22 protein-coding genes are annotated in these 25620 nt (G+C 68.6%); 6 read left to right on the top strand and 16 right to left on the bottom strand.

Annotated elements, in window-relative coordinates:
- The first annotated feature begins 40 nt into the window (after positions 1-40).
- Positions 41-943, top strand: a complete 903-nt coding sequence (gene fmt, locus GO308_RS05235; protein ID WP_240884294.1) for a methionyl-tRNA formyltransferase — start codon at positions 41-43, stop codon at positions 941-943.
- Positions 940-1698, top strand: coding sequence for a tRNA pseudouridine(38-40) synthase TruA (gene truA, locus GO308_RS05230; RefSeq protein WP_240884292.1), 759 nt, complete (start codon positions 940-942; stop codon positions 1696-1698). The genes fmt and truA overlap by 4 nt, the downstream gene beginning before the upstream one ends.
- On the opposite strand, the gene GO308_RS05225 is transcribed toward truA, so the two are convergent.
- From GO308_RS05225 to GO308_RS05185, 9 genes are all read right to left on the bottom strand, one after another.
- A complete protein-coding gene (locus tag GO308_RS05225; RefSeq protein ID WP_240884284.1) occupies positions 1685-2896 on the bottom strand; it encodes a class I SAM-dependent RNA methyltransferase in 1212 nt (403 codons plus the stop codon). The two genes, truA and GO308_RS05225, sit on opposite strands and share 14 nt — an antisense overlap.
- Entirely contained in the window at positions 2893-4290 is a 1398-nt protein-coding gene (locus tag GO308_RS05220) for an NAD(P)H-hydrate dehydratase (RefSeq protein ID WP_240884282.1), read from the bottom strand. Before GO308_RS05220 ends, GO308_RS05225 begins: the two co-directional genes overlap by 4 nt.
- Positions 4287-4673, bottom strand: coding sequence for a hypothetical protein (locus GO308_RS05215; RefSeq protein ID WP_240884281.1), 387 nt, complete (start codon positions 4671-4673; stop codon positions 4287-4289). Before GO308_RS05215 ends, GO308_RS05220 begins: the two co-directional genes overlap by 4 nt.
- Positions 4654-6375 carry a dihydroxy-acid dehydratase gene (ilvD, locus tag GO308_RS05210; RefSeq protein WP_240884278.1) on the bottom strand — a complete coding sequence of 574 codons (1722 nt, stop codon included), beginning with the start codon at positions 6373-6375 and terminating at the stop codon, positions 4654-4656. Before ilvD ends, GO308_RS05215 begins: the two co-directional genes overlap by 20 nt.
- Before the next feature lie 9 nt (positions 6376-6384).
- Positions 6385-7113, bottom strand: coding sequence for an N-formylglutamate amidohydrolase (locus GO308_RS05205; RefSeq protein WP_240884276.1), 729 nt, complete (start codon positions 7111-7113; stop codon positions 6385-6387).
- Positions 7110-7889, bottom strand: a complete 780-nt coding sequence (locus GO308_RS05200) for an enoyl-CoA hydratase/isomerase family protein (RefSeq protein WP_240884273.1) — start codon at positions 7887-7889, stop codon at positions 7110-7112. Before GO308_RS05200 ends, GO308_RS05205 begins: the two co-directional genes overlap by 4 nt.
- Before the next feature lie 127 nt (positions 7890-8016).
- Positions 8017-8856, bottom strand: coding sequence for a 4-(cytidine 5'-diphospho)-2-C-methyl-D-erythritol kinase (locus tag GO308_RS05195; protein ID WP_240884271.1), 840 nt, complete (start codon positions 8854-8856; stop codon positions 8017-8019).
- Between the two features lie 4 nt (positions 8857-8860).
- On the bottom strand, positions 8861-10420 hold the full coding sequence (locus tag GO308_RS05190) for a tetratricopeptide repeat protein (protein ID WP_240884269.1): 1560 nt from the start codon (positions 10418-10420) through the stop codon (positions 8861-8863).
- Positions 10421-10475: 55 nt separating this feature from the next.
- Positions 10476-12131: an electron transfer flavoprotein-ubiquinone oxidoreductase gene (locus GO308_RS05185; RefSeq protein WP_240884267.1), complete on the bottom strand. Its 1656-nt coding sequence runs from the start codon at positions 12129-12131 to the stop codon at positions 10476-10478.
- A 143-nt stretch (positions 12132-12274) separates the two neighbouring features.
- On the opposite strand from GO308_RS05185, the gene GO308_RS05180 reads away from it, so the two are divergent.
- From GO308_RS05180 to moaB, 3 genes are read left to right on the top strand one after another with little or no spacing between them, the layout of a single operon-like run.
- Positions 12275-12997 carry a uracil-DNA glycosylase family protein gene (locus GO308_RS05180; RefSeq protein ID WP_240884265.1) on the top strand — a complete coding sequence of 241 codons (723 nt, stop codon included), beginning with the start codon at positions 12275-12277 and terminating at the stop codon, positions 12995-12997.
- A 35-nt stretch (positions 12998-13032) separates the two neighbouring features.
- Complete coding sequence (locus GO308_RS05175; RefSeq protein ID WP_240884263.1) at positions 13033-14787, top strand: lytic transglycosylase domain-containing protein; 1755 nt, start codon at positions 13033-13035, stop codon at positions 14785-14787.
- Positions 14777-15304, top strand: a complete 528-nt coding sequence (moaB, locus tag GO308_RS05170) for a molybdenum cofactor biosynthesis protein B (protein WP_240884261.1) — start codon at positions 14777-14779, stop codon at positions 15302-15304. Before GO308_RS05175 ends, moaB begins: the two co-directional genes overlap by 11 nt.
- Positions 15305-15531: 227 nt before the next feature.
- On the opposite strand, the gene GO308_RS05165 is transcribed toward moaB, so the two are convergent.
- Together GO308_RS05165 and GO308_RS05160 are read right to left on the bottom strand one after the other, a co-directional pair.
- A complete protein-coding gene (locus tag GO308_RS05165; RefSeq protein ID WP_197419069.1) occupies positions 15532-16077 on the bottom strand; it encodes a YbjN domain-containing protein in 546 nt (181 codons plus the stop codon).
- An 89-nt stretch (positions 16078-16166) separates the two neighbouring features.
- Positions 16167-16511: a VOC family protein gene (locus GO308_RS05160; RefSeq protein WP_066479305.1), complete on the bottom strand. Its 345-nt coding sequence runs from the start codon at positions 16509-16511 to the stop codon at positions 16167-16169.
- A gap of 55 nt (positions 16512-16566) precedes the next feature.
- On the opposite strand from GO308_RS05160, the gene GO308_RS05155 reads away from it, so the two are divergent.
- The gene (locus tag GO308_RS05155) at positions 16567-17637 is read left to right on the top strand and encodes a PA0069 family radical SAM protein (protein ID WP_066673971.1); all 1071 of its coding nucleotides are present in this window, start codon (positions 16567-16569) and stop codon (positions 17635-17637) included.
- On the opposite strand, the gene GO308_RS05150 is transcribed toward GO308_RS05155, so the two are convergent.
- The 5 genes from GO308_RS05150 to GO308_RS05130 form a co-directional block, all read right to left on the bottom strand.
- Positions 17638-18285: a hypothetical protein gene (locus GO308_RS05150; protein ID WP_240884260.1), complete on the bottom strand. Its 648-nt coding sequence runs from the start codon at positions 18283-18285 to the stop codon at positions 17638-17640.
- 42 nt (positions 18286-18327) lie between these two features.
- On the bottom strand, positions 18328-19923 hold the full coding sequence (locus GO308_RS05145; RefSeq protein WP_240884258.1) for a long-chain fatty acid--CoA ligase: 1596 nt from the start codon (positions 19921-19923) through the stop codon (positions 18328-18330).
- Between the two features lie 21 nt (positions 19924-19944).
- Positions 19945-23442: a DNA polymerase III subunit alpha gene (gene dnaE / locus GO308_RS05140; protein ID WP_240884256.1), complete on the bottom strand. Its 3498-nt coding sequence runs from the start codon at positions 23440-23442 to the stop codon at positions 19945-19947.
- A gap of 84 nt (positions 23443-23526) precedes the next feature.
- Positions 23527-24207, bottom strand: coding sequence for an ABC transporter ATP-binding protein (locus tag GO308_RS05135; protein WP_240884254.1), 681 nt, complete (start codon positions 24205-24207; stop codon positions 23527-23529).
- On the bottom strand, positions 24200-25450 hold the full coding sequence (locus GO308_RS05130) for a lipoprotein-releasing ABC transporter permease subunit (protein WP_066673977.1): 1251 nt from the start codon (positions 25448-25450) through the stop codon (positions 24200-24202). The genes GO308_RS05135 and GO308_RS05130 overlap by 8 nt, the downstream gene beginning before the upstream one ends.
- Positions 25451-25620: the final 170 nt, after the last annotated feature.

Here is a 25620-nt window from a genome sequence, read left to right as displayed (position 1 = left end):
GGGTTGCGCATGCCTTTGCCAAGCGGTTGAGACGGAGGCGATGCGGATCATCTTCATGGGAACCCCGGACTTCGCGGTGCCGGTGCTCGACGCGGTTGTCGCGGCGGGGCACGAGGTCGCGGTCGCCTATAGCCAGCCGCCGCGCCGCGCGGGTCGCGGCAAGGCGCTGACCCCCTCCCCCGTCCATGCCCGCGCCGAGGCACTTGGCATTGCGGTGCGCTCACCCGAACGGCTGCGCGATCCGGCCGAGCAGGCGGCGTTCGCGGCGCTGGAGGCCGATGTCGCGGTGGTCGCCGCCTATGGCCTCATCCTGCCGCGCGCCGTGCTCGATGCGCCGCGGCTGGGCTGCCTCAACGTCCACGCGTCGCTGCTGCCGCGCTGGCGCGGGGCGGCGCCGATCCAGCGCGCCATCCTGGCCGGCGATGCCGAGACCGGGGTCGGCATCATGCAGATGGAGGCCGGGCTGGATACCGGCCCGGTGCGGCTGGAGGGACGGACCCCGGTCGCGCGCAAGACCGCGGGCGCGCTCACCCGCGAACTGGCCGATATGGGCGCGGCGCTGATGGTCGCGGTGCTGGCCGATCCCGCCGCCCATCCCCCGGTTGCACAGGCGGAAACCGGTGTCACCCATGCGCCCAAGATCGACAAGGCGGAAGCGCGCATCGACTTTGCCGCGACGGCGGATCAGGTCGAGCGTCAGGTCCGCGCCTTCAACCCCGCGCCCGGTGCCTTTTTCACGCTCGGCGACGAACGCGTGCGCGTGCTTGCCGCCGATGTCGTGGCGGGCAGCGGCGCGCCGGGCGAGGTGCTCGACGCGGCGCTTACCATCGCCTGCGGATCGGGGGCGATCCGCCCGGTGCAGGTCCAGCGCGCCGGGCGCGGCGTCATGACGCCGGGCGAGCTGCTGCGCGGCTTTCCGATCGCGGCAGGCACGCGGTTGTGACGCGATTTGCGCTGACCGTGGAGTTCGACGGCCGCCCGTTCATGGGCTGGCAGGCGCAGGCGCACGGCCCCAGCGTGCAAGCCGCGATCGAGCGCGCGATTTACGACGTCACCGGCGAGGAGGCGACCGTCCACGCCGCCGGGCGCACCGATGCGGGCGTGCACGGGCTGGCGATGCGCGCGCATTGCGATGTCGCGCGGTCGATCACCGCCTTTCGCCTGGGCGAGGCGCTCAACGCACGACTGCGGCCCGATCCGGTCGCGATCCTCGATTGCGTCGAGGTCGCCGAAGACTGGCATGCGCGCTTTTCGTGCACTGCCCGGCATTACCGCTATCGCATCGTCAACCGGCGCGCGCCGCTGACCGTCGATCTGGGGCTGGCGTGGCGGATCGCCGCGCCGCTCGATGCGGATGCGATGGGTGAGGCGGCGGCGGTGCTGGTGGGGCGGCACGACTTCACCACCTTCCGATCGGCACATTGCCAGGCGGACAGCCCGCTGCGCACGCTCGACCGGCTGGACGTCGCGCGCATCGGTGACGAGATCCACGTCCATGCCTCGGCGCGGTCGTTCCTGCATCACCAGGTGCGATCGATGGTCGGCTGCCTCGCGCTCGTCGGCCAGGGCAAGTGGCAGCCCGGCGATGTCGGCGCCGCGCTTGCCGCACGCGATCGCGCCGCGCTCGGCCTCAATGCCCCGCCCGACGGGCTTTACTTCCTGCGCGCCGACTATCCGGGCGAGGTCAGTCGCGGCTGAACTGCGCGGCGAGCTCGACATGGGTCGACCAGCGGAACTGGCCGACCGGCTGGACCCAGTCGAGGCGGTGACCGCTCTCACACAACATCTTCGCATCGCGTGCGAAGGTACTGGGATTACATGAGATATAACCGATCCTGCGCAAGCGCGATGCCGCCAGCGCCGTCGCCTGCTCGCGCGCGCCGGCCCGCGGCGGATCGAGCAGGACGCAGTCGAACCGTTCGAGCTCGGCCGTGTCGAGCGGGCGGCGGTACAGGTCGCGATGTTCGACGAACACCCGGCGCTGCATCGCATTGCCAGCGGCCTTGAGCGCGAGCACCGCGTCGCGCGCGCCCTCGGCGGCATAGACGCGCGCCGTCGCCGGCATTGCGAAGGTGAAGGTGCCGAGCCCCGCGAACAGGTCAGCAACGGTCGCCGCCCCCGCGGCCACTTCGCGCGCCGCCGCCGCCAGCGCCGCTTCGCCGTCCGCGGTCGCCTGGAGAAATGCGGCGGGCGGGAGCGCCACAGGCACGCCCGCCAGCGTGATCGTCACCGGTTCGGGCTCGAAGCGCGATTCCGGCCCCATGCCGTCGTCGACCGCGAAGCGCGCAAGGCCATGGCGCAGCGCGAAGGCGGTGATCGCCTCCGCCGCGCGCAGCCCTTCGAAATCATGCCCGGTGACAAGCACGTCGGGCCCCTGATCCGCGAGCGCGAGATGGACGTCGACCCGGCCGCTGCGGGGCAGCATCGCCGCGAGCAGCCCGCGCAATGGCTGGACCAGTGCGAACAAACGCGGGTCGAGGATCGGGCATTCGGCGATGTCGATCAGCCGGTGGCTGCGCGCCTCGGCAAAGCCCAGATGCACCTGGCGACCGCGCCGCTCGGCGTGGAGCGTCGCGCGGCGGCGGCTGTGCGGCGGCGACAGGATCGGCGCACGGACCGGTGCCTCCAGGTCCTGGGCGGCGAGCGCGGTGGTCACGCGCGCGGCGACGAAGGCCGCGTAGGCAGCATCGTCGAGATGCTGGAGCTGGCAGCCGCCGCATTCGGGAAAGTGCCGGCATGGCGGCGTCTGGTGATGCGGACCGCGCACCAGCGTGCCGTCCGGCGCAACGTGATCGCCCGGCGCGGCGTGGCCGACATGGCGGCCATCGGCGGTCACGCCCTCCCCCCGCGCGGCGACGCGCACGACCGTCGCGGCGGCAGGATCGGGATCGGTCATCGACATTCGGCGATCGCTCCGGGGATCAGGGCTATCAGGTCGTCGGCGGCAAAGGCAGGATCGGCGGTGCGCGCGGCGTGGCCGTGCAGCCACGTCGCGGCGGCTGCCGCCTCTAGCGCGCGATCCGGCGTGACGGCAAGGCGGCTGGCGATCAGGCCGGCGAGCACGTCCCCCGTCCCTGCCGTCGCCAGCCATGGCGTCGCGGCGGCCGCGACGATCACCCGGCCCTTCGGATCGGCGATGACGGTATCGGGCCCCTTGTGCACGACGACCGCACCGCTGGCCCGGGCGGCGGCGAGGGTCGCGTCGATCTTGCTGCCGCGCCACGCCCCGAACAGCGCCGCGAACTCGCCGCCATGAGGCGTCAGGATCGTCGGCGCGACGCGGCGCTTCAACTGGTCGGGACTGCACAGCCCCAGCGCATCGCCGTCGAGCACCAGCGGGCGGTCCCCGGCGATCGCGGTCTCGACCAGCGCGCGCGCGGCCTCGCCCCGCCCCAGGCCGGGTCCGATCAGGAGGACGCGCAGCCGGTCGTCGGCCAGCCACGCAGCCAGCGCCCCGCGATCGACCGCGGCGCGGCCGACTACCGCAGCGTCGCGAGCGATGCCGCCGGCCACCACGACATAGCCCGCCCCGCCGCGCGCCGCCGCGCCCGCAGCCAGCGCGGCCGCGCCCGGCATCGCGCCCGCGACGATGCCGACCAGCCCGCGACGATATTTGTGCGCGTCATGGCGTGGCGGTGCGATCACCGGCCGGGCGATGCTGTGCCAGTCGCTATCGACTGCGATGCCCAGTCCATCGCGCAGGACATGCCCGCATGCCGCGACGCCGAAGGACAGGAGGTGCGCGGGCTTCAGCGCGCCGAGCGCAAGGGTTGCCGACACCCGCGCCGCGCCCAGGTCGTCGCCGCTGTCGGCGTCGAGCCCCGACGGCAGGTCGATCGCGAGGCTGAAGCGCGCAGCCGGAACCAGCTTGCGCAAAGGATCGCGGATCGCGGGGGGGAGCGGGCGGGTCATCCCGGTGCCGAACACGCCGTCGATCAGCATGGCGCGCGGCTGCGCATCGGCAAGCGCCACGACCGGCCCCGTCCAGCGCGCACGCATCTCCAGCGCAGCGGAAGATCTGGGCAAATCGGCCACTGCCACCATGACGTCATGGCCCCATTCGCTCAGGTGGCGCGCGGCGACATAGGCGTCGCCGCCGTTGTTGCCCGGCCCGGCGAGGACCAGCACCGGCGCGCCGGCCGCGAAGCGTCGGGCCGTCCATGCCACCGCAAGCCCCGCTTGTTCCATCAGGTCGGTCTGGGCAACGCCCATGGCAAAGGTCGCGGCCTCGGCGGCGCGCATCGCTCCCGCCGTCAGGATGGGTGCCCCGGCGGGGCAGACCCGGCTCATCGCCCGGCGGCGATCGTCGCCGGCAACTGATAGCGCGCACCGCCGATCGCGACTTCGATCCGCTTGTCGCCGATGATCCGGACCCGCGCGGGTTCGGCGCCGTCGGCGGCGACCACGCCGCGGCCGTCATCGCTCACGCGCAGCCGGTGGAAACCGCCATCGCCACGCGTCACGACCAGGATCGCGCCTTCCGGCCCCTCCCGGCGCTCAAGGGTGCAGCTCGCCGTGAAACGGTCGCTGCCCGGATCGGCGCACGCGATCCGGTCGGCGGGCGCCGGTGCCGCCGCCGCGACGACATTCGATGCTTCGGGCGGCGCCGGGTCGCAGCCCGCCAGCGCCAGCAGCAGCGCGGCAACCGGTCGGCTAGATATCCGCGTAGACATGACGTTCGGCGCTGGCCCCCGGGTGCGTGACCGCGCCCTTATAGGCCGGACCAACCGTCTGCGAATAGCGCCACAACGCGCCCGCCTGATAGTCGTTGACGCGCGGCCGCCAGGCCTCCCGACGCGCGGCGAGCACCTCCTCCGCAACGTCGAGGTCGATCGTGCCCGCCTCTGCATCGATACGGATGACGTCGCCGTCCTCGATCAGCGCGATCGGCCCGCCCTCCGCCGCCTCCGGGCCGACATGGCCGATGCAGAAGCCACGGGTCGCACCCGAAAAACGGCCATCGGTGATGAGCGCGACCTTCTCGCCCAGCCCCAGGCCGTAGAGCGCGGCGGTGGTCGACAGCATCTCGCGCATCCCCGGCCCGCCCTTCGGCCCTTCGTAGCGGATGACGATCACGCTGCCCTCTGCGATGTCGCGCGCCTCGACGGCGGCGAAGGCATCCTCCTCGCAATCGAAAACACGCGCGGTCCCGGTGAATTGCAGCCGCTGCATCCCCGCCACCTTGACGATCGCCCCATCGGGCGCGAGCGAGCCGCGCAGGCCGACGACGCCGCCCGTGGCGGTGATCGGCGTCTTCACGTCATAGATGACCTTCTGGTCGGGGTTCCACGTCACCTCGTCGATATTCTCGCCCAGCGTCCGCCCGGTCACGGTCATGCAGCTCCCGTCCAGGAAACCGCCGTCGAGCATCGTCTTCATCAGCATGTAGACGCCGCCAGCCTCGTACATGTCCTTGGCGACATATTTGCCACCGGGTTTCAGGTCGGCGATGTAAGGTGTTGATTTGAATGCATCTGCGACGTCGAACAGATCGAAGTCGATGCCGGCCTCGCTCGCCATGGCGGGCAGGTGCAGCGCCGCATTGGTCGAGCCGCCGGTCGCCGCCACCACGCGCGCGGCGTTGATGAAGGCTTCGCGGGTGCAGATGTCGCGCGGGCGCAGGCTGCGCGCGATCAGCGCCATGACCTGTTCGCCGGCGGCGACAGCGATCTCCTCGCGGCTGCGATAGGGGGCGGGAACCATGTTGGAATTGGGTAGCGACAAGCCGATCGCCTCGCCGACGCACGCCATGGTGTTGGCGGTGAACTGGCCACCGCACGCGCCGTGGCCGGGACACGCGACCTTTTCCAGCGCGGTCAGGTCATGCAGCGGGCACGTACCGGCGGCGTATCGACCCACCGCCTCGAACACATCGACGACAGTCACGTCGCGATCCTCATAGCGTCCGGGCAGGATCGAGCCGCCATAGACGAAGATCGACGGGACGTTCAGGCGAAGCATCGCCATCATCATGCCAGGCAGCGACTTGTCGCACCCGGCAAAGCCGACCAGCGCGTCGTAGCAATGGCCGCGCATGCTGAGCTCGATCGAATCTGCGATGACCTCGCGACTGACCAGCGACGATTTCATCCCCTGATGACCCATCGCGATGCCGTCAGTAACGGTGATCGTGTTGAAGCGGCGCGGCATTCCCCCGCCCTGAACCACCCCGGCGCGCGCGGCATCCGCCTGGAAATCCAGGGTCGTGTTGCACGGCGCGCTGTCGTTGCCGGCGCTGGCGATACCGACAAAGGGCTTGGCGATGTCCGCCTCGGCAATGCCCATCGCATAGTAATAGCTGCGATGCGGTGCGCGCTCGGGCCCGACCGAAACGTGACGGCTGGGCAGGCGGGACTTGTCGAATTGATGGCTCATGGCGCACGCCTATGTCGCGGTAGGCGCCTGCGGCGCAAGTCTGTTGCGCACATCATCGATCATTTTGCCGACGATCCCGCGCCAACGCGCGACGCCGGCGGGGTCGGCAAGCTGGTCGTTGCACACCTCGATCGCGAGGTAGGGGATGCCGTGCGCCTCGCCGTGCCGGTTGAGCGTCGCATTGAGCAGCCGCCCCGAATAGGGCTGGTTGTCGCCGGTCTCGATCCCCTGCGCACGCAGCGACGCAATCGCCGGGGCGGCGGCGCGCGCGTCGCGGTTGTAGAGGATCCCCGCGTCCCAGACCCGGCGTGCGGTGTCGCCATGCGCCAGCCGGCGCGTGAAGCTGTGAATCGACACGATCAGCGCCGGACGATGCGCGGCGATGTGACGCGCGATCGCGCGGTGATAGGGGGCGTGAAAGCGGGCGATGCGGGCCGAGCGGTCGACATCTCGATTACCGGGAATGTCGTGCCCGTCGCTCACCAGCGGGATCAGCGCCGGATGGTCGGGCTGTCGGTGAAGATCGATCACAAGCCGCGACACCGTCCCCAGAAATGCCAGTGCGCCCGATTGCGCCGCCAGTGCGCGCGTCAGCGCCGCCGCGCCGAGATCGACCGCGATGTGCAGGTCGAGCAGCGCCGGATCGATCGCCAGATCGATGTCGTCGGGCACCCTATTCGATGCGTGATCGCACAACAGCAGCAGCCGGCGATCGGCGCCGTCGATAAACTCCGTCATCCGCGTCCCTCGCGCGCCGCAAAGGCCGCAAGTCCGGCGGCAAACGCGTCGCTGCCGAAACGCGCCAGAAACGCCGCGCGGTGGCCGGGATCGGCGGGGCGGGCCAGCATCGCCTTCAACCCGCGCACCGCGTCCGGATCATTGGCGGCAACGGTCGTTGCAAAGTGCGCGGCAGACGCCGACGCATCGTCCGCAACCTGCTCGACCAGGCCGATCCGCTGTGCCTCCACCGCATCGATCGCGTCCCCGGCGAACAACAGGCGGGCGGCATGGCCGGCCCCGACCTGCGCGGCGAGCCGCGTCACATCCTCGACGGGATAGAGCAGTCCGAGCCGCGCGGGCGGCACCGCGAAACGCGCGCCCGGCCCGGCGATCCGAAGGTCGCAGGCCAGTACGAGCGCGACCGCCGCGCCATGGCATCCCCCGTCGATCACCGCCACGGTCGGGACGGGCAACGCCGCAAGTGCGTCGATCGCCGCCCGCATCGCGTCGAGAAACGCCGGACGCGCGGCCACATCGTCGCGCAGGCGCGCCAAATCGCCGAGATCCGCGCCGGCCGAGAAGATACCGGGCACCAGCGAGCGCAGCACGACGACGCGGGTATCGTTGGACGAAATGGCTGCCAATGTGTCGGCAAGTTCGCGCCAGTGCGGGGTGGCGAGCGCGTTGCGCCGGGCCGGACGGTCCAGCCCGATCGACAGGACCGCGTCGTGACGCGTACACCGGATCACCGGCAGCAATCCGGTCGGGATGGCGCCGGCCTGCGCCAGGACCATCCCCGGACGTTTCGCTCCCGGCGATCGATCCGTGCGTCACGCCCAACAACTTCCGTGCCAGCCGAGCAAAGCCGCCATTTTCCGGGATCGATTGCCCGGCCGGGTGCCGGAACGGGACGACCGGCTGTCACGTCAGCACCGTTTCGAGACACCACCAGTCCGGGTGCCGGTCGCGCGTCATGGTGGCCGCCGCCGCGCATGCCGCGCGATCGTCGAACAGCGCGAAACAGGTCGCGCCCGATCCCGACATCCGCGCCATCGCGGCGCCGGGTAACGCCGACAGGTGACCGAGTACATCAGCGATGACCGGCGCGATCGCACAAGCCGCCGGCTGCAGGTCGTTGCGGCCGGCCTGCGCAATGTCGATCAGCGGGCCTTCGCCGATGCCGCCGCGATCCACACCGTCCCACCCGGCAAACACCCGTGCCGTCGACACCGCGACACCCGGGTTTACCAGCAGCACCGGCCGCCCGGGCAAGCCCGCAATCTCGATCAACTGCTCGCCCCGCCCCGACCCGCGCGCCGCACGGCCAAGGAGACAGGCCGGGACGTCGGAACCGAGCCGCCCGGCAACCGCGTCCAGCCGGGCATCGTCAGGTGCGATTCCCGTCAGTCGGGCAAGCGCGCGCAGCGTCGCGGCGGCATCGGCCGATCCGCCGCCGATGCCGGAAGCAACGGGCAGGCGCTTGATCAGTTCGATCGCTACCGGCGGCGCCGGGGCAATTTCCCGGCGAAACAGGTCGCGCGCCCGCGTCACCAGATTGTCGGCGGCCGGGTCGAGCGCGCTGGCGAACGGCCCGGTGATCGTGAACCGGTCGGCGTCGGCCGGGACGATGCGAAGATCATCGCCGTCGCGCACGAACACGAACAGCGTGTCGAGCTCATGATAGCCGTCGTCGCGCCGGGCGCGCACGTGCAGCGCCAGGTTCAGCTTGGCCGGCGCCACCTCCACGATCTCCACGGTCAATCGCTCAGCGCGCTGCGATCGTGGGACCGGAGGCGAGCTTCATCGCGATCCGGTCGGCATGTTCCCCGGTCGCGTAGAGCGCCGCTGCGCGCCAGGCATAGCGCGCCTCATAGCGCCGCCCCACCCGCCAATAGGCATCGCCCAGATGCTCCTGGATCGTCGGGTCGGCCGGTTCGCCACGCGCCGCGCGTTCGATCAACGGCAGCGCGCGTGTCGCAAAGCCATTTTGGAAATAGGCCCAGCCGAGCGAGTCGGTGATCGCTGCATCATTGGGCTGCAAGGCGCTGGCGCGTTCGAGCAGCGCGAGCGCCTCGGTCAGGTTTTCGCCCCGCTCCGCCTGTGCATAGCCGAGATAATTGAGCGCGGTCGCCTCGTTGGGCGCCAGCTCGACCGCTTTCTTCAGGAACGGCAGCGCCTCGGCCCAGCGCCCCGCGCGTTCGAGCGCGCCGCCGCGCTGCAGCTGCGTCACCCATGCCGGCCCCGCCCCGCCGCGTGTCATCACCAGCGCATAGGCATCCGCGGCCTCGGCAAAGCGTTCGGCGTCGAACAGCAGGTCGGCGTAGGTCCGCGCATCATTGGCCGACGCATCCGGTGCCGTCGCCAGTCGCTGGGCCAGCGCGAGGCTTTCGGCGCCTCGTCCGGCGCGCTGCAGCACAAAGATCTCCGCGACCCGGGCAGGATGCGCGAACAGGCTTTTCGGTCCGATTTCGGCGATCGTCGCCAGCGCACCCGCCTCCGCACCCTCGCGCGCCAGGCCGTCGACGAGGATCAGGCGCGCGCGGTCGTCGGTCGGGTCGAGACGCAGGGCCGAGCGCGCGAGAGCGATCGCCAGCGCCTGGGTCCCGTCGCTGGTCAGGTCGCTGCCCAGCCGGACGAACAGGCGCGAAGCCCCGAAGCGGCTGTCGGCGCGCACCCCGCGCAGCGCCTGTGCCGCGCGGCTGAGCACCGGGTCGTCACCCACGAGCAGCGCACGACCCAGATTGCCCTGGCGCTGGCCGGCGAGCAGCATGGCGGCGTTCAGGCGCAGGTCCAGGCTCGACTGGTCGCCGGCCAGCAGGACGCGCAGCGCGGCGACACCCCCGGCGACGTCACCCGATCCGATCTGCATCAGCGCCCGGCTCTCGCTCGCGTAGCGGCGGGTCAACGCATTGTCGCTGCCGGTTTCCAGCATCGCCAGCGCGGCCGCCGGATCGCTGTCGAAGGTCAGCCAGGCCAGCAGAACCGGCGTCATGAATTCGAGCGGAGAGCCATCGAGCTGAGCGGCAGCCTCGGCGGCACGCACGCGGTTGCCGGTGGCGAGCGCGTCGGCGAACGCCAGCACCGCCGCATCGGCCGGCGCGACCTGCGATCGATCGAGCACCGCGGCGGCACTGAGCGCGAGCGGGATGTCGCCGGCCGCCAGCGCTTCGCGATAGGCACGGATCGCGATCAACTCGTCCTCCGGCCGGGCCGCCAGCGCCTCGGCATAGCCCGCCGCCGCCGCACCCACGTGCCCGTCGGTCGCCGCCAGCCGCGCGCGGGCATAGGCGGACAATGTCCGGATATTGTCGGCATGCGCGGGCAACGCGCCGAACCCCGCGATCGCGAGGATCAGCCCAAGTCGGCCCGCGCGAACGCGATTACATATTGGGATAGTTCGGCCCTCCCCCGCCCTCCGGCACGACCCAGTTGATGTTCTGGGTCGGGTCCTTGATGTCGCACGTCTTGCAGTGGACGCAATTCTGCGCGTTGATCACGAATTTCGGCTCGCCCGCGTCCTCGCCCACCACTTCATAGACGCCCGCCGGACAGTAACGCTGCGCCGGCTCGTCATAGAGCGGCAGGTTGTGGCGGATCGGTACGTCCGGGTCCTTGAGCGTCAGGTGAACGGGCTGGTCCTCTTCATGGTTGGTGTTCGACACGAACACCGAGGACAGGCGATCGAAGGTCAGCACCCCGTCGGGCTTGGGATAGTCGATCTTCTTCGCCAGATCCTTGCGCCACAGGCTCTCGTGGTCGGGATGGTGGTGCATCGTGAACGGCATCTTCAGCCCCAGGCTCTCCGCCCACATGTTGACGCCCGCGAGGCCCGTGCCGATCGTGTCGCCATATTTCTTGACCAGCGGGACGACGTTGCGGACCTGGAACAGCTCCTTGTACACCCAGCTCGCCTCATAAGCCTCGCTGTACGCGGTCAGCTCGTCGCCGCGCCGGTCGGCGGCGACCGCGGCAAAGGCAGCATCGGCAGCCATCATACCCGTCTTCATCGCGGTGTGCGTGCCCTTGATCCGCGGCACGTTCACGAATCCCGCCGAACAGCCGATCAGCGCGCCGCCGGGGAAGACGAGCTTGGGGACCGACTGCCAGCCGCCGTCATTGATCGCGCGCGCGCCATAGCTGACGCGCTTGCCGCCCTTCAGGATCGCCGCGATCGCCGGATGCGTCTTCCACCGCTGCATTTCGTGGAAGGGCGAGAGGTGCGGGTTGGAATAGTTGAGCCAGGTGACGAAGCCCAACGCGACCTGGTTGTTCGCCTGATGATAGAGGAAGCCGCCACCGTTCGCGCCCTCGCTCAGCGGCCAGCCCTGGCTGTGGATCACGCGTCCCGGCACATGGTTTTCCGGCGGAATGTCCCACAGCTCTTTGATACCGATTCCATAGACTTGCGGGTCACAGTTCGCGCGCAGATCGAACTGACGCATCAGCTGCTTGGACAGGTGGCCGCGGACCCCCTCGGCAAAGAAAGTGTAGCGGGCATGGAGTTCGAGGCCCGGCTGATAATCGGGTTTGCGCGTGCCGTCGCGCGCGATGCCCATGTCGCCGGTCGCGACGCCCTTGACCGACCCATCGTCGTTGAACAGCACTTCGGCGGCGGCGAAACCGGGAAAGATCTCGACGCCCATGCCCTCGGCCTGTTCGGCAAGCCAGCGGCAGAGATTGCCGAGCGAGCCGGTATAGCAGCCCTTGTTGTGCATGAATCCGGGCAGCAGGAAGTGCGGGAACTCGCGCTTGCCGGTCTCGCTCAATATCCAATGGTGGTTTTCGGTCACCGGCGTCGCGGCGAGCGGACACCCCATGTCGCGCCATTCGGGCAGCAGCTCGTCGAGCGCGATCGGATCAATCACCGCCCCGGACAGGATGTGCGCGCCGATCTCCGACCCCTTTTCGAGCACGCAGACCGAGAGTTCCTGCCCCTGCCCGGTCGCCAGCTGCTTCAGCCGGATCGCGGCGGAGAGCCCGGCGGGGCCGCCACCGACGATCACCACGTCATAGGGCATTGATTCGCGTTCGCTCATTCCATTCTCCTCGACGCCAATCCGTTGTCAGGGGCGGCGGTGCGGCAAGAGACAGACGCCCTCGTCGCAGCCCGGCCACGCCTGATCCTCCCGCACCTCCGGAGGAATTGACGTTTTCGTCAGCTTCGCACCTTATGAAGCGGATGGGAGCGGAGCAACACGGGAATTGGCGGGTAACCGCCGCGGCGGCGCTCGACTGGTGGATCGACGCCGGCGTCGATACGCTGGTCGCGGACGATCCGCGCGACTGGTTCGGCCGGGTGGGCGCGCCGGCCCCGACCTTGCCGACCCCCGCCGCCGATGACCGCGTCGACCCAGACTTTCCCCGCGATCTCCCGGCGTTCCTCGCCTGGCGCGTCGGCGCGTCCGCGCCGGAAGCGGCGTGGCCCGGCCCGCGTTTTGCACCGCACGGGCCGGTCGATGCCCCGCTCGTCGTCTTCACTGATCATCCCGATGCCGATGATCGCGACGGCGAGATTCTGACCGGCGCCGCGGGCCGGCTGTTCGACGCGATGCTGCGCGCGATCGGACGTTCGCGTCAAAATACGCTCGTCGTGCCGCTGTGCTGGACCCGGCCGTTGGGCGATCATCTGAGCGTCGAACAGGTTGATCGGCTGGGTCGCCTTGCCCAGCATCACCTGGCATTGCTCCCCGCGAAACATGCGCTTTTGCTCGGACAATCGGTGAGCCGTGCGTTTGTCGGGGCAGGCGCCCCTGCGCGCTGGGGTCGTTTGCGTACGCTTAACCCTAACGATCGGATAGTCTCCTCCATTGGTGTTCCACACCCGCGACTGCTGCTGCAACGCCGGCACTTCAAGGCCGAGACGTGGCACGACCTGCAGTTGCTGGCCGGGGGTTTTGAGTGATGAGGATTTCGTTCGCAGTTGCCTTGGCGACATTGATGCTTCCGGTCGCCGCGCAGGCGCGCGACACGGCGGCACCGTCGTCTCCGTCGGCTGCCGTATCCGCAGCCGCCCGCGCGCCCCGGCTGCCGGTGCTGCTCGACGACGCCGCACGGCTCAATTATCGCAAGGTGTTCGCGGCGATCCGTGCCGAACGCTGGGCCGATGCGCAGTTGTTGCTCGACGCAACGAAGCCCGGTCTGCTCCATTCGATCGCGCGGGCGGAGCTCTATACCGCGCGCAATTCGCCCAAGGCGGCGGGACAGGCGCTGGCCGAGCTCGTCGCGCTGGCGCCCGAACTGCCCCATGCCGCACAGCTTGCCCGGCTGGCCAAAAGCCGCGGTATCGAGGATTTGCCGCCGCTCCCCGCCGAGCAGAAGCTGGTCTGGGTCGGCGGCGCACCGGTGCGCGCGCGGTTGAAATCGGTCAAGAGCGACGCGGCCGCCGCAGAGCTCGCCGTAGCGATGCGCCCCCATATCAAGGCGGACGACGGCGCCGCGGCCGAGGCGCTGCTCGATACGCGCGACGGCGACCTGACGCCGGAGGCGCGGGCCGAATGGGCGCAGCGCGTCGCGTGGATTTATTACACCGCCGGCGACGACGCCAATGCGCGCCGGATGGCGGCACGCGCCCGGCGTGGCGAAGGCGACTGGGTCGCACAGGCCGACTGGGTCGACGGCCTGGCGGCGTGGCGGCAACAGGATTGCGGCGCGGCGCAGGCGGCGTTCCAGTCGGTCGCCCAGCGCGCGACGCACTCCGAAATGCGATCGGCCGGCCTGTATTGGGCGTCGCGCGCCGACATCGCCTGTGGTCATCCCGAACTGGTGCAGGCGCGGCTGCAGAGCGCGTCGCAATATGGCGAGACCTTTTACGGCCTGCTCGCGCGCCATGCGCTCGGCATGGACGACGCGCCCGTCAGGACCGCTGACGCGATGACCGCCGACTGGCACGCGCTCGGCGCGCTGATCAACGTTCAGGTCGCGTCGGCACTGATCGAGATCGACGAAACCGCGCTCGCCGATCGCGTCCTGCGCCACCAGGCCAAGATCGGCGATGTGCGCGATTTCGCCGCACTCAGCCGGTTGGCCGGGACGCTCAATCTGCCCCAGACGCAATTGTGGCTCGCGCAATATTGCCCGCCCGGCGCCAGCCCGGCGGTCGAGGCGCGCTACCCCGCGCCGAACTGGACCCCCGACGGCGGCTGGCGTGTCGACAAGGCGCTGGTCTATGCCCACGCGCTGCAGGAATCGCGGTTCGATGCCGATATCGTCAGCCCGGCGGGCGCGTTCGGGCTCATGCAGATCATGCCGGCGGCCGCCACCGACATCGCGCGGGCGCGCGGCGTGACGATCGACCGGTCGGCACTCGCCCGGCCGTCCACCAATATCGAGGTCGGGCAAAGCTATCTTGAAAAGCTGCGCGACATGGCCGCGACCCAGGGCCTGCTGCCCAAGGTGATCGCGGCCTACAATGCCGGCCCCTCGCCGGTCGAGGCGTGGAATGTGCAGACCCACGATAACGGCGACCCGCTCCTCTATATCGAGAGCATCCCGTACTGGGAAACGCGGGGCTATGTGATGACGGTGCTGCGCAACTACTGGATGTACGAGCGCAAGGAGGGCAAGGCGTCGGCCAGCCGCGCCGCGCTCGCGCAGGGCCTCTGGCCGAAATTCCCCGGCCTGCCGGGCGAGAAGGCGGTGCGCATCAGCAAGACGCGCGGGACACGGGCAGGCAGCGCGACCGGTGCCCGTTGATCCCGACCGCGCGTTTCTTCCCGTCCGCATCGCCGTCCTGACCGTTTCCGACACCCGCACGCCCGCGGACGACCGGTCGGGCGACACGCTCGTTGCGCGAATTGAGGCAGCCGGGCATGTCGTGGCCGCGCGTGACATCGTCCGCGATGATGTGCCGGCACTGGTCGCGCGGCTGACCGCTTGGATCGACGATCCGGCGATCGATTGCGTGATCTCGACCGGCGGCACCGGCGTCACTGGACGCGATGTCACGCCGGAGGCGGTCGAACAGGTGCAGGACAAACCGATTCCCGGCTTTGGCGAGCTGTTCCGCTGGCTCAGCTATCAGACGATCGGCACGTCGACGATCCAGTCGCGCGCCTGTGCCGCGGTCGCGCGTGGCACCTATCTTTTCGCGTTGCCGGGATCGACCGGCGCGGTGAAGGACGGGTGGGACATGATCCTCAAGGATCAGCTCGACAGCCGCTTTCGGCCCTGCAACTTCGTCGATCTGATGCCCCGCCTGCGCGAACGCTGAAGCATGATGGCTTTGCACGGCGTCAACTGTCATCACCCCGGCCCTGTGCCCGGGGGCCAAGGGGCGACACATCACAACCGTCGGGACTGCGCGGCACGGTGAACCCCGGCATAAGGCCGGGGTGATGAGGAAGCCGTTAGAGCGCGCGTCGATTTAACGTCATCAGGCTCAAGGTCGGCTTCGTCCGTTACGGGGTTGGCGCGCGCCGGCTCGCTTTGGGCGTCGCGTCATGATGCCGTCGGCGTCACGACCGGATCGGCAGCCGGCGCATCGGCCGGTTTTTCGTCCTTTGGCCGGTTCGCATCGAAGAAATTGCCGACTTCGTCCAGCATCACCTGCCACCACACCAGCACGTCGTCGAAATTGTCGGCGCTGACGCCGCCGACAGTGGTCAGGTCATAACTGAACGCGAGCACGCCGTTTTCGCGAATTCCGGCCTGCAGGAACCGCTTGCTGACGTTCCATTTGTTGGCGAATTCGGTGTCGAGTTCGGGCGATGCCGAAAACGAGACCTGGAACTGAAGCGAATCGCACTGCTTCTTGTTCTCGCAGCCGTAAAAGAACACGTCGAACTTGTATCCGGCACCTTCGCCTTCGATCGACGGATCGCCCTGGCGGTCGACGCCCAGCTTGGCGGTCAGGCCAGCATCGGTCATCGCGCGCAGCACGCCCTCCGGATAGCTGGCGCAGACGAAGCCCGCGCGGCATAGAGTCTCGTCCTTGGCCAGCGCTGGGGTTGCACCCCCGCCCATGACCAAAAACGTCGCGAGCATCGCCCGCGGCATCCGCGCAACTCTCATCCCAACCCCATGAACCTATATTATTTCCGGCATCATTGGCGACGGACTGCCGCGGCGCAAGCTCAACTTTCCGCGTCGGTCTGCGCCACCGCCAGTTCATGGCCGTGCGGATCGCGGAAATGAAACCGACGCCCACCGGGAAAGGCGAAGATCGGCACGGTCACCGACCCACCCGCCTGCTCCACGCGCGCCTGCGCGGCCTCGAGATCGTCGACCCCGATGACGGGCAGCATCGCCTTCACCTGGGTTTCCGGATCACCATCCAATCCGATGTCGACATCGCCCGTGGTGGTCGCGGCATAGCTCGGCCCGAAGTCGGTGAAACGCCATCCGAACGCCTCGCCATAGAAATATTTGAGCCCCGGCAGATTGCCGACCGGCAGTTCGAGATAGTTCAGCCGCGCCATCGATGACCTCCAGATTGTTCTTGATATGTTCTGACACGCCTCCTACAGATTGGCAATGACCAAAGTGCGCCCCGCCCGCGGTGCCACGCTCAACCGGGCGAGCATGCGCTTCGGCCTGCCCCAGCATGAAGAAGACGGCGACTGGCGCGACGCGCGCGGCGTGATCGATGGCGATCCACCCCGCCTGCGCACGGAAGTGACGGTGGAGACGCCCCGCACGATCCTGACCCGCAATCAATCGCCCGATGTGCCGTTCGACCGTTCGATCAATCCCTATCGAGGATGCGAGCATGGCTGCATCTACTGTTTCGCGCGGCCGACCCATGCGTTTCTCGACCTATCGCCCGGTCTCGATTTCGAAACGCGGCTGTTCGCCAAGCCCGACGCAGCGCGGCTGCTGCGCGACGAACTGAGACGGCCGGGCTATACGTGTCGCCCGATTGCTTTCGGCACCAACACCGATCCATACCAGCCCATCGAGAACGAGTGGCGGATCACGCGGGCCTGCCTGGAGGTGCTGGCGGCCTGCGACCACCCCGTGACGATCACGACCAAGTCCGATCGCATCCTGCGCGACATCGACCTGCTGGGCCCGATGGCGAAGAAGGGGCTGGCCGCGGTGATGGTCTCGGTCACGTCGCTCGACGCCGCCATCGCGATGACAATCGAACCGCGCGCGCCCCACCCGGAGCGGCGGCTGCGTGCGGTGCGGCTGCTTGCCGACGCGGGCGTGCCCGTGCAGGTTTCGATTTCACCCGTCATCCCCGCGGTAACCGATCATGAGATGGAGGCGCTGATGGCGCGCGCGGCCGAAGCGGGGGCGCGGGCGACGTCGTTCATCCCGGTCCGGTTGCCGCATGAAGTCGCGCCGCTGTTTCGCGCATGGCTCGACACGCATTTTCCGGATCGCGCCGGCAAGGTGATGGCGATCATCCACGCGTTGCGCGGCGGCCGCGACAATGATCCCCGTTTCGGCTCACGAATGCGCGGCGAAGGCCCCTGGGCGGCGCTGCTCCGCACGCGTTTCCACATCGCCGCGCGCAAGCTGGGGCTCGACGCCGAACGGATCGAATTGCGCACCGACCTGTTCCGCCCGCCCGCGGGCGCGCAGGGCGAGCTGTTCTGATCAGCGATTGGGGAACTGCACCGCGCGAAATTGGCCCTCGCCGGACAGGATGCCGTATTCGACGTCATCGGGGACGTCGCCCGAATTGCCCGTCGCATAGATCAATCGGATGAATGCCGACGTCCCGGCATGGGCGGCCAGGAACATTTCGATCGCGCGCCACAATCGGCCATTGTCCGATCGCGCCTGGTTGAGCCGCCGGGCCTGCTGGAAATAGTTCGGCCCGCCTTCGCGCCCGCCCTGGGCGTGCGACCACGCGTGACCCTTGTCAAAACCGTCGGCGGCGCGCGGATAACCGGCGTGATAGGCATCGTCGCGGGTCCCCGGCGCCGCGGGTCGGCTCACGCCCCAGACCATCGCGACGCGGCTGCGCGTAAAATCGAACAGGTAGTTGCAGCTGCCGTCGCCAAAGGTCAGCAGCTGCGCGCCGGGTTGGCCATTGGCGCGATACTGCGCGCCGACCTGGTCGAGCAGCCGCTCGAGAAACAGGGTCGGATCGCCGGTCCGTTCAAACTCGCGGAACATCCAGACATAGGCCGCCGTGCCGTTGCGCAGTTCGGTGTTGAGGCCGAATTCACGGTCGATGATCTGGTCGATCGGAATGCTCGACCAGTCGCGCCTGGCGGCACGGCTGCGGGTTTGCGGCATGGCAGTCCCCTAACGTGCAGTGATCCGACCTGATCCCCCGCCTCAAGCGGCGGCGAGCTTGTAATCCTTGTACTGCGCGCGCAGCGCGGTCTTCAACAGCTTGCCAGTCGCGGTGTGGGGCAATTGATCGACGAAAAGGATTTCGTCGGGCAGCCACCATTTCGCAACGTGGCGAGCCAGATAGGCGCTGACCTGTTCCGGGGTCACGTCGGAGCCGGGCTTGCGGACCACCAGCAGCAGCGGCCGTTCCTCCCATTTCGGGTGGTAGACCCCGATCGCGGCGGCCTCCGCCACGCCGGGACAGCCGACCGCGGCGTTTTCGAGCTCGACCGAGCTGATCCACTCGCCACCCGACTTGATCACGTCCTTGGCACGATCGGTGATGTGCATCGTGCCGTCGGGGTGGAGCACCGCGACATCGCCGGTGTCGAACCAGCCGTCGGCGCTCAGGCACGGTCCGCCCGCATCCTGGAAATATTGCTTGATGATCCATGGCCCACGGATCTGGAGCCGCCCCGACGATTCACCGTCGCGCGGCTGCACGACGCCTTCGTCGTCAACGATGCGCAACTCGACGCCGAACGGCACGCGGCCCTGCCGGACCACCTGGTCGACCTGCTGGTCGAAGCTCAATTCGTCCCAGTCGACCGAGCGCGCGCCAATCGTGCCGATCGGCGAGGTTTCGGTCATGCCCCAGGCGTGATTGACGCGGATTCCCATCCGCATCAGCCGCTCGATCATCGAGCGCGGTGCCGCCGAGCCGCCGATGGTGACGAGCTGAAGATGCTCTGGCGCGACTCCCGCCGCATCCATGTGCTGGAACATGGCGAACCACACCGTCGGCACGCCCGCCGAATGCGTCACGCGTTCGCGGTTCATCAACTCGCACAGCACCGCCGGATCGTTGATCGCGGAAAAGACCAGCTTGGCGCCGACCGCGGGGGTCGAAAAGGGCAGGCCCCAGCCGACCGCGTGGAACATCGGCACGATCGGCATTGCCACCGCGCGCGACGACAGGTCGAAGACCGAAGGCTGAAGCGCCGCCATCGCGTGGATCATCGAGGAACGATGGGTGTAGACCACGCCCTTCGGGTTGCCGGTCGTGCCGCTGGTATAGCACAGCATGCACGGATCGCGCTCGTCGCCCTCGACCCATACAAAGCCGTCGTCGCCCTCCGCGATCAGCGCCTCGAACCCGTCGGGGCCGTCGCTGTCGTACACGACATAATGTTCGATGGTCGGCCATTGCGGCTTGAGCTTGTCGACCAGCGGTTGGAAAGCGCGGTCATAGAACAGCACGCGATCCTCGGCATGGTTGACGATATAGGCGAGCTGATCCTCGAACAGGCGCGGATTGACGGTGTGGACGATCCCACCCATGCCGATCGCCCCGTACCAGGTGACCAGGTGCCGGCTGTGATTCATCGCTAGCGTCGCGATGCGATCGCCCGGCTTCATCCCCAGCCGTGTGAGCATGCTGGCGAGGCGGCGCGAATCGCGTGCGATGCCGGCCCAATCGGTCCGGGTCTCGCTTCCGTCGGCCCAGCGGCTGACGATCTCGCGCGTGCCATGCTCGCGTTCGGCATGATCGACCAGCCGCATGATCCGCAGCTCGAAATCCTGCATCGATCCAAGCATCGTTGCATCCATCTCCCGTTATCAGCCGGCGGCGGCGAGCCGCGCGGTCTCAGCGGTCTTCAGCGCCGCCCATCGAACACCCTGCAGCTTCTCGATCCGCGCGGCAAGTTCCCCGTCGAGCAGGAAGCCTCGCCCGAGCACGACCTGCGCCTCGCCCGGGCCGTCGATCGGGGCATGGAGCCGCACCTCGCCGCGCCCGCCGGTATGGCCGCCAAGCAAAACGGCGAGCGCGGCGACGGCGTCGGCGTGATCGACCGCCACGTCGAGCAACAGGCGGGTGTTGTTGGCAAGCCCCTCCAGCGGCTGGATGCGCTTGACCGTGACCCGGACGCTATCCTCGCCCGCGCGGCGGTCGAGCTCGGCAGAGACCAGCGCGCAGCCGCCTTCGCGCGCGGCTTCCTCGAGCATCGCGGCGACCGGCTCGTCGAAACAGGTCGCGATGCACTGACCCGACGAATCGGACAGCGTCGCCATCATGTATCGCTTGCCGCGTGCGGAGGTACGCCAGCGCACATCCTCGACCAGCGCCGCAAAGCTCGCGACCGTGCGCCCGCCCTCGGCCACATCGACATCGTTGAGCGCGACGATCGGGCGCGCACCGTGCACGCGCGCGAGATGCGCGAAGCGGTCGAGCGGGTGCGCCGAGAAGTAGAATCCGAACGCCTCGCGCTCGGCGGCGATGCGTTCGGTCAGCGACCAGTGCGCATCGGCGGGAAGGCGGATGGCGGCCTCGGCAACCGGGTCGTCGCCGAACAGCCCGCTCTGCCCGCTCACCCGGCCTTCATGCGTACGCTGCGCGACCGCCAGGATCGTTTCCGCCCCGGCATGGATCGCGGCGCGGTTGGGCTCGACCCCGTCGAATGCGCCCGCGCCGGCCAGCGTCTCGATCTGCCGCTTGTTGAGCAGGCGCGGATCGACGCGCGCGGCAAAATCGTCGATCGAGCGGAAGGGACCCTTGGTCCGGCGCTCCGCAACCAGCTCCGCCATCGCACGCTCGCCGACCCCCTTGAGCGCGCCCAGCGCATAACGCACCGCCAGCGCCCCGCCCTCGTCTTCGACCATGAAGCTCGCCGAACTCGCGTTCACGCAGGGCGGGCGGCAGGCAATGTCCAGCCGCCGCATGTCGTCGACGAAAATCGCGAGCTTGTCGGTCTGATGGATGTCGAAGCTCATCGACGCGGCAAAGAACTCGTGCGGATGATGCGCCTTCAGCCACGCCGTCTGATAGGCGAGCAGCGCGTAGGCCGCCGCGTGCGACTTGTTGAAGCCATAGCCGGCGAACTTGTCGATCAAGTCGAACAGCTCGTTGGCCTTGGCCGCCGGGATGTCGTTATGCGCGGCGCAGCCCTCGACGAAGGTCGCGCGCTGCGCATCCATCTCCGCCTTGATCTTCTTGCCCATCGCGCGGCGCAGCAGGTCGGCGCCGCCCAGCGAATAGCCCGCCAGGATCTGCGCGGCCTGCATCACCTGTTCCTGATAGACGAAGATGCCATAGGTCTCGGCCAGGATCGGCTCGAGCAGCGGGTGGGGATAGGTGATCGCCTCCTGCCCGTTCTTGCGCCGGCCGAAGGTCGGGATGTTGTCCATCGGACCCGGGCGATAGAGCGAGACGAGCGCGATGATGTCGCCGAAATTGGATGGTCGCACTGCGGACAGCGTGCGCCGCATGCCTTCCGATTCGAGCTGGAACACCCCGACCGTATCGCCACGCTGCAGCAGCTCGTAGACCCTGGGGTCGTCCCAGCCGAGCGCATCGAGATCGACATCGACGCCGCGCACCGCCAGCAGCTCCACCGCCTCGCGCAGCACCGACAGCGTCTTGAGGCCCAGAAAGTCGAACTTCACCAGCCCCGCGCCCTCGACATATTTCATGTCGAACTGGGTGACGGGCATGTCGGAACGCGGGTCGCGATACAGCGGCACGAGCTCGGCGAGCGGTCGGTCGCCGATCACCACGCCGGCTGCATGGGTCGAGCTGTGGCGCGGCAGCCCTTCCAGCTTCATCGCCAGGTCGAACAGGTGGCGGACCTGGTCGTCATTGGCATATTCGCGCGCCAGTTCGCTGACGCCGTTCAGCGCGCGCTCCAGCGTCCACGGATCGGTCGGATGATTGGGCACCAGCTTGGCGAGCCGGTCGACCTGGCCATAGCTCATCTGAAGCACGCGGCCGGTGTCCTTGAGCACCGCGCGCGCCTTCAGCTTTCCGAAGGTGATGATCTGCGCCACCTGGTCGCGGCCATATTTTTCCTGGACGTAGCGGATCACCTCGCCGCGCCGCGTTTCGCAGAAATCGATGTCGAAGTCGGGCATCGACACGCGCTCGGGATTGAGGAAGCGTTCGAACAGCAGCCCCAGCCGAATCGGGTCGAGATCGGTGATCGTCAGCGACCAGGCAACGACCGACCCCGCGCCGGATCCGCGACCCGGACCGACCGGAATCCCGTTGTCCTTCGCCCATTTGATGAAGTCGGCGACGATCAGGAAATAGCCGGGGAAGCCCATCTGGATGATGACGTCGAGCTCGAACTCAAGCCGGTCGCGATAGACCTGGGTCCACGCGCCGTCCGCGTCGGTGCCCTCGCCCCTCGCGATCTTGGCCAACCGCCGGGCGAGCCCCTCGCGCGCATCCTCGCGCAGCTTCTGCGCCTCGCCGGCGCGGTCGCCGGCCAGGCTGGGCAGGATCGGCTTGCGCTTCGGCGCGACCGCCGCACAGCGCTGCGCGATGTGCAGCGTCATGTCGATCGCCTCGGGCAGGTCGCCGAACAGCGCGCGCATCATCGGCGCGGATTTCATCCACGCGTCAGGCGAGCTGCGCGCGCGGTCCTCGGACGCGACATAGGTCGAGGCGGCGATGCACAGCATCGCGTCATGCGCCTCGTGGAACGCGTTGTCGGCGAAACAGCACGGGTTGGTCGCGACCAGCGGCAGATTGCGATCATAGGCGAGATCGACAAGCGCGGGTTCGGCGGCCTGCTCCACTGCATCCCCGCGCCGCGCGAGCTCGATATAAAGGCGTCCGGGGAAAAGCGTTTCCAGCCGGTCGGCGTAGCGGCGTGCGTGGTCATGCTGGCCGTCGGCGAACATCCGGGCCAGCGCGCCCTCGCCCGCCCCGGTCAGCGCAATCAGCCCGTCGGTGCGCCCGGCGAGCGCGTCGATCGTCACATAGGCCGGATGCTCGACCGGGCGGTCGAGATGCGCCATCGACACCAGCGCGCAGAGATTGGCATAGCCGACATCGTCCTGCGCATAGAGTGCCAGCCAGTCGAGCACCGGCTTGAACTCGCCTTCATGGCCAGGCCGGATGATCGAGAGGAATACGCCGGTGATCGGCTGAACCCCCTCCGCCTTGCACGCATCGGAAAAGGCCATGGCCGCATAGAGACCGTTGCGGTCGACCAGCGCGACCGCAGGAAAGCCGAGCGCGCGCGCCTGCTTGGCGATCGCCTTGGGCTCGATCGCGCCCTCCAGCATGGTGTAGGAGGAAAAGACGCGCAGCGGCACGAAACCGGAATGGGGCATGACGCCAGCCTAGGGTGCCAACGCCGATTCCAAAAGCCGTCGCCGCGATTTAGTTGTGGATGACCCGGTCCCCGGTCGCGCGGCTCAGCCCAGCACGCCGTCGTGCAGACGGGTCAGCCGGTCCATCCGCGCCGCCAGCCTTTCGTTATGCGTGGCGACGAGCGCGGCAGAGCCTTCGTCGCGCACGAGCCGAATAAACTCCGCGAACACCACGTCGGCGGTGGCTTCGTCCAGATTGCCCGTCGGCTCGTCGGCGAGCACGAGCGCGGGCCGGTTGGCAAGCGCACGCGCGACCGCGACGCGCTGTTGCTCGCCGCCCGACAGCTGGTTGGGCCGATGGGTCAGCCGCGCGCCCAGGCCGAGCGACGTCAGCAGCGACACCGCGCGCGCCTCCGCATCCGGGCGTGACGCGCCATGAATCAGCTGGGGCAGCACGACGTTTTCGGTCGCGTTGAAGTCGGGCAGCAGGTGGTGGAACTGATAGATGAAACCCAGCCGGTCGCGACGCACCGCAGTCCGGCCATCCGCACCCAGCTTCGCGACTTCCTGGCCGGCGATCCGGATAGAACCCTCGAACCCGCCCTCGAGCAGCCCGACCGCCTGGAGCAATGTCGACTTCCCCGACCCGGACGGGCCGAGCAGCGCGACGATCTCACGCGGGGCGACGCGGAGATCAACGCCGCGCAGCACGTCGATACGCTGGCCGCCCTGGATGAAGCTGCGCTTCAACGCTACGGTTTCGAGAACCGGACCCGGCTCACTCATAGCGCAGCACCTGCACCGGATCGGTGCTCGCCGCCTTGAACGCCGGATAGAGCGTGGCGAGCAGCGAGAAGACGAAGGCCATCACCACGATGCCGATCACCTCATAGGGGTCGGTACGTGCAGGCAGCTCGGTCAGGAAGCGCATTTCGGGGTTCCACACCTGCTGGCCCGTCACCAGCCCGATCACGCTCACCACCTGCTGGCGAAACGTCAGGATCACGAAGCCAAGGACGAGCCCGGCAACGATCCCCAGCGCGCCGATGGTCGTTCCGACGGTGACGAAGATGCGGACCAGGCTGCTGCGGCTCGCCCCCATGGTGCGCAGGATGGCGATGTCGCGGGTCTTCGCGCGGACCAGCATGATCAGCGACGACAGGATGTTGAACACCGCGACCAGGATGATCAGCGACAGCACCGTCATGCTGACGATACGGTCAACCGACAGCGCCTCGAACAGGCTGGCGTTGAGCTGGCGCCAGTCGGTCAGCTGGCCCCGCGCACCGATCTTGGGCGCGAGCGGCGCCAGAATGCCCTCGATCCGGTCGGCATCGACCGTGTCGATCTCGACCATGCCGACGCTGTCGCCCATCAGCAGCAGCGTCTGGGCATCGGCCAGCGGCATGACGATGAACGCCTTGTCATAGTCGTACACGCCGACCTCGAAGATCGCGCCGATGCGATAGGACACGATGCGCGGCACCGTCCCGAACGGCGTGGAGGGGCCCTGTGGACTGATCAGTGCGATCTGTGTCCCCAACGTTGCCCCGAGCTGGCGCGCCAGGCGCGAGCCGATCGCGATGTTGCCGCTGCCCGGACGCAGGCTGTCGAGCGAACCCTGGATGATGTTGGAGGCGATGGTCGCATTGCCGCGAATATCCTCGACCCGCATGCCGCGAACCAGCACCGCTTCGACCCGGCCGTCGAACGAGGCCATCAGCGGCTGCTCGATGAGTGGGGTCGCCGACGTCACGCCCGGCGTCGCGCGCGCCTGAGCGACGATGTCGCGCCAGTCGCGCAGCTGGCCGCCATAGCCGTTGACGATCGCGTGGCCGTTGAGGCCGACGATCTTGTCGAACAATTCGGCGCGAAAGCCGTTCATCACGCTCATCACGACAACGAGCGCGGCGACACCCAGCATGACCGCGGCCAGGCTGATCGACGCGACCAGAAAGATGAAGGCTTCGCCACGTCCGGGCAGGAGATAGCGCCGCGCGATCATCCGTTCATATCGCGACAGGAACATCGGGTCCGGAACTCCGTGGGTGCAATCGAATGCGATGAAAGCTGGGCCAGCGGCGGGCCGGGCGATGCTTTAGGTGGATGGACGAAGTCGCGCAATCCATGCTGTTGCCGAATGAACACAGGATGAAAGCTTTCGCCCCGGCGGGCGCGCATTTCCGGTGACAAGCCGGT

This window comes from Sphingomonas sp. SFZ2018-12 (genome assembly GCF_022496715.1).
Taxonomy (GTDB): domain Bacteria; phylum Pseudomonadota; class Alphaproteobacteria; order Sphingomonadales; family Sphingomonadaceae; genus Sphingomonas.
This window is presented reverse-complemented; position numbering and strand designations above follow the sequence as displayed.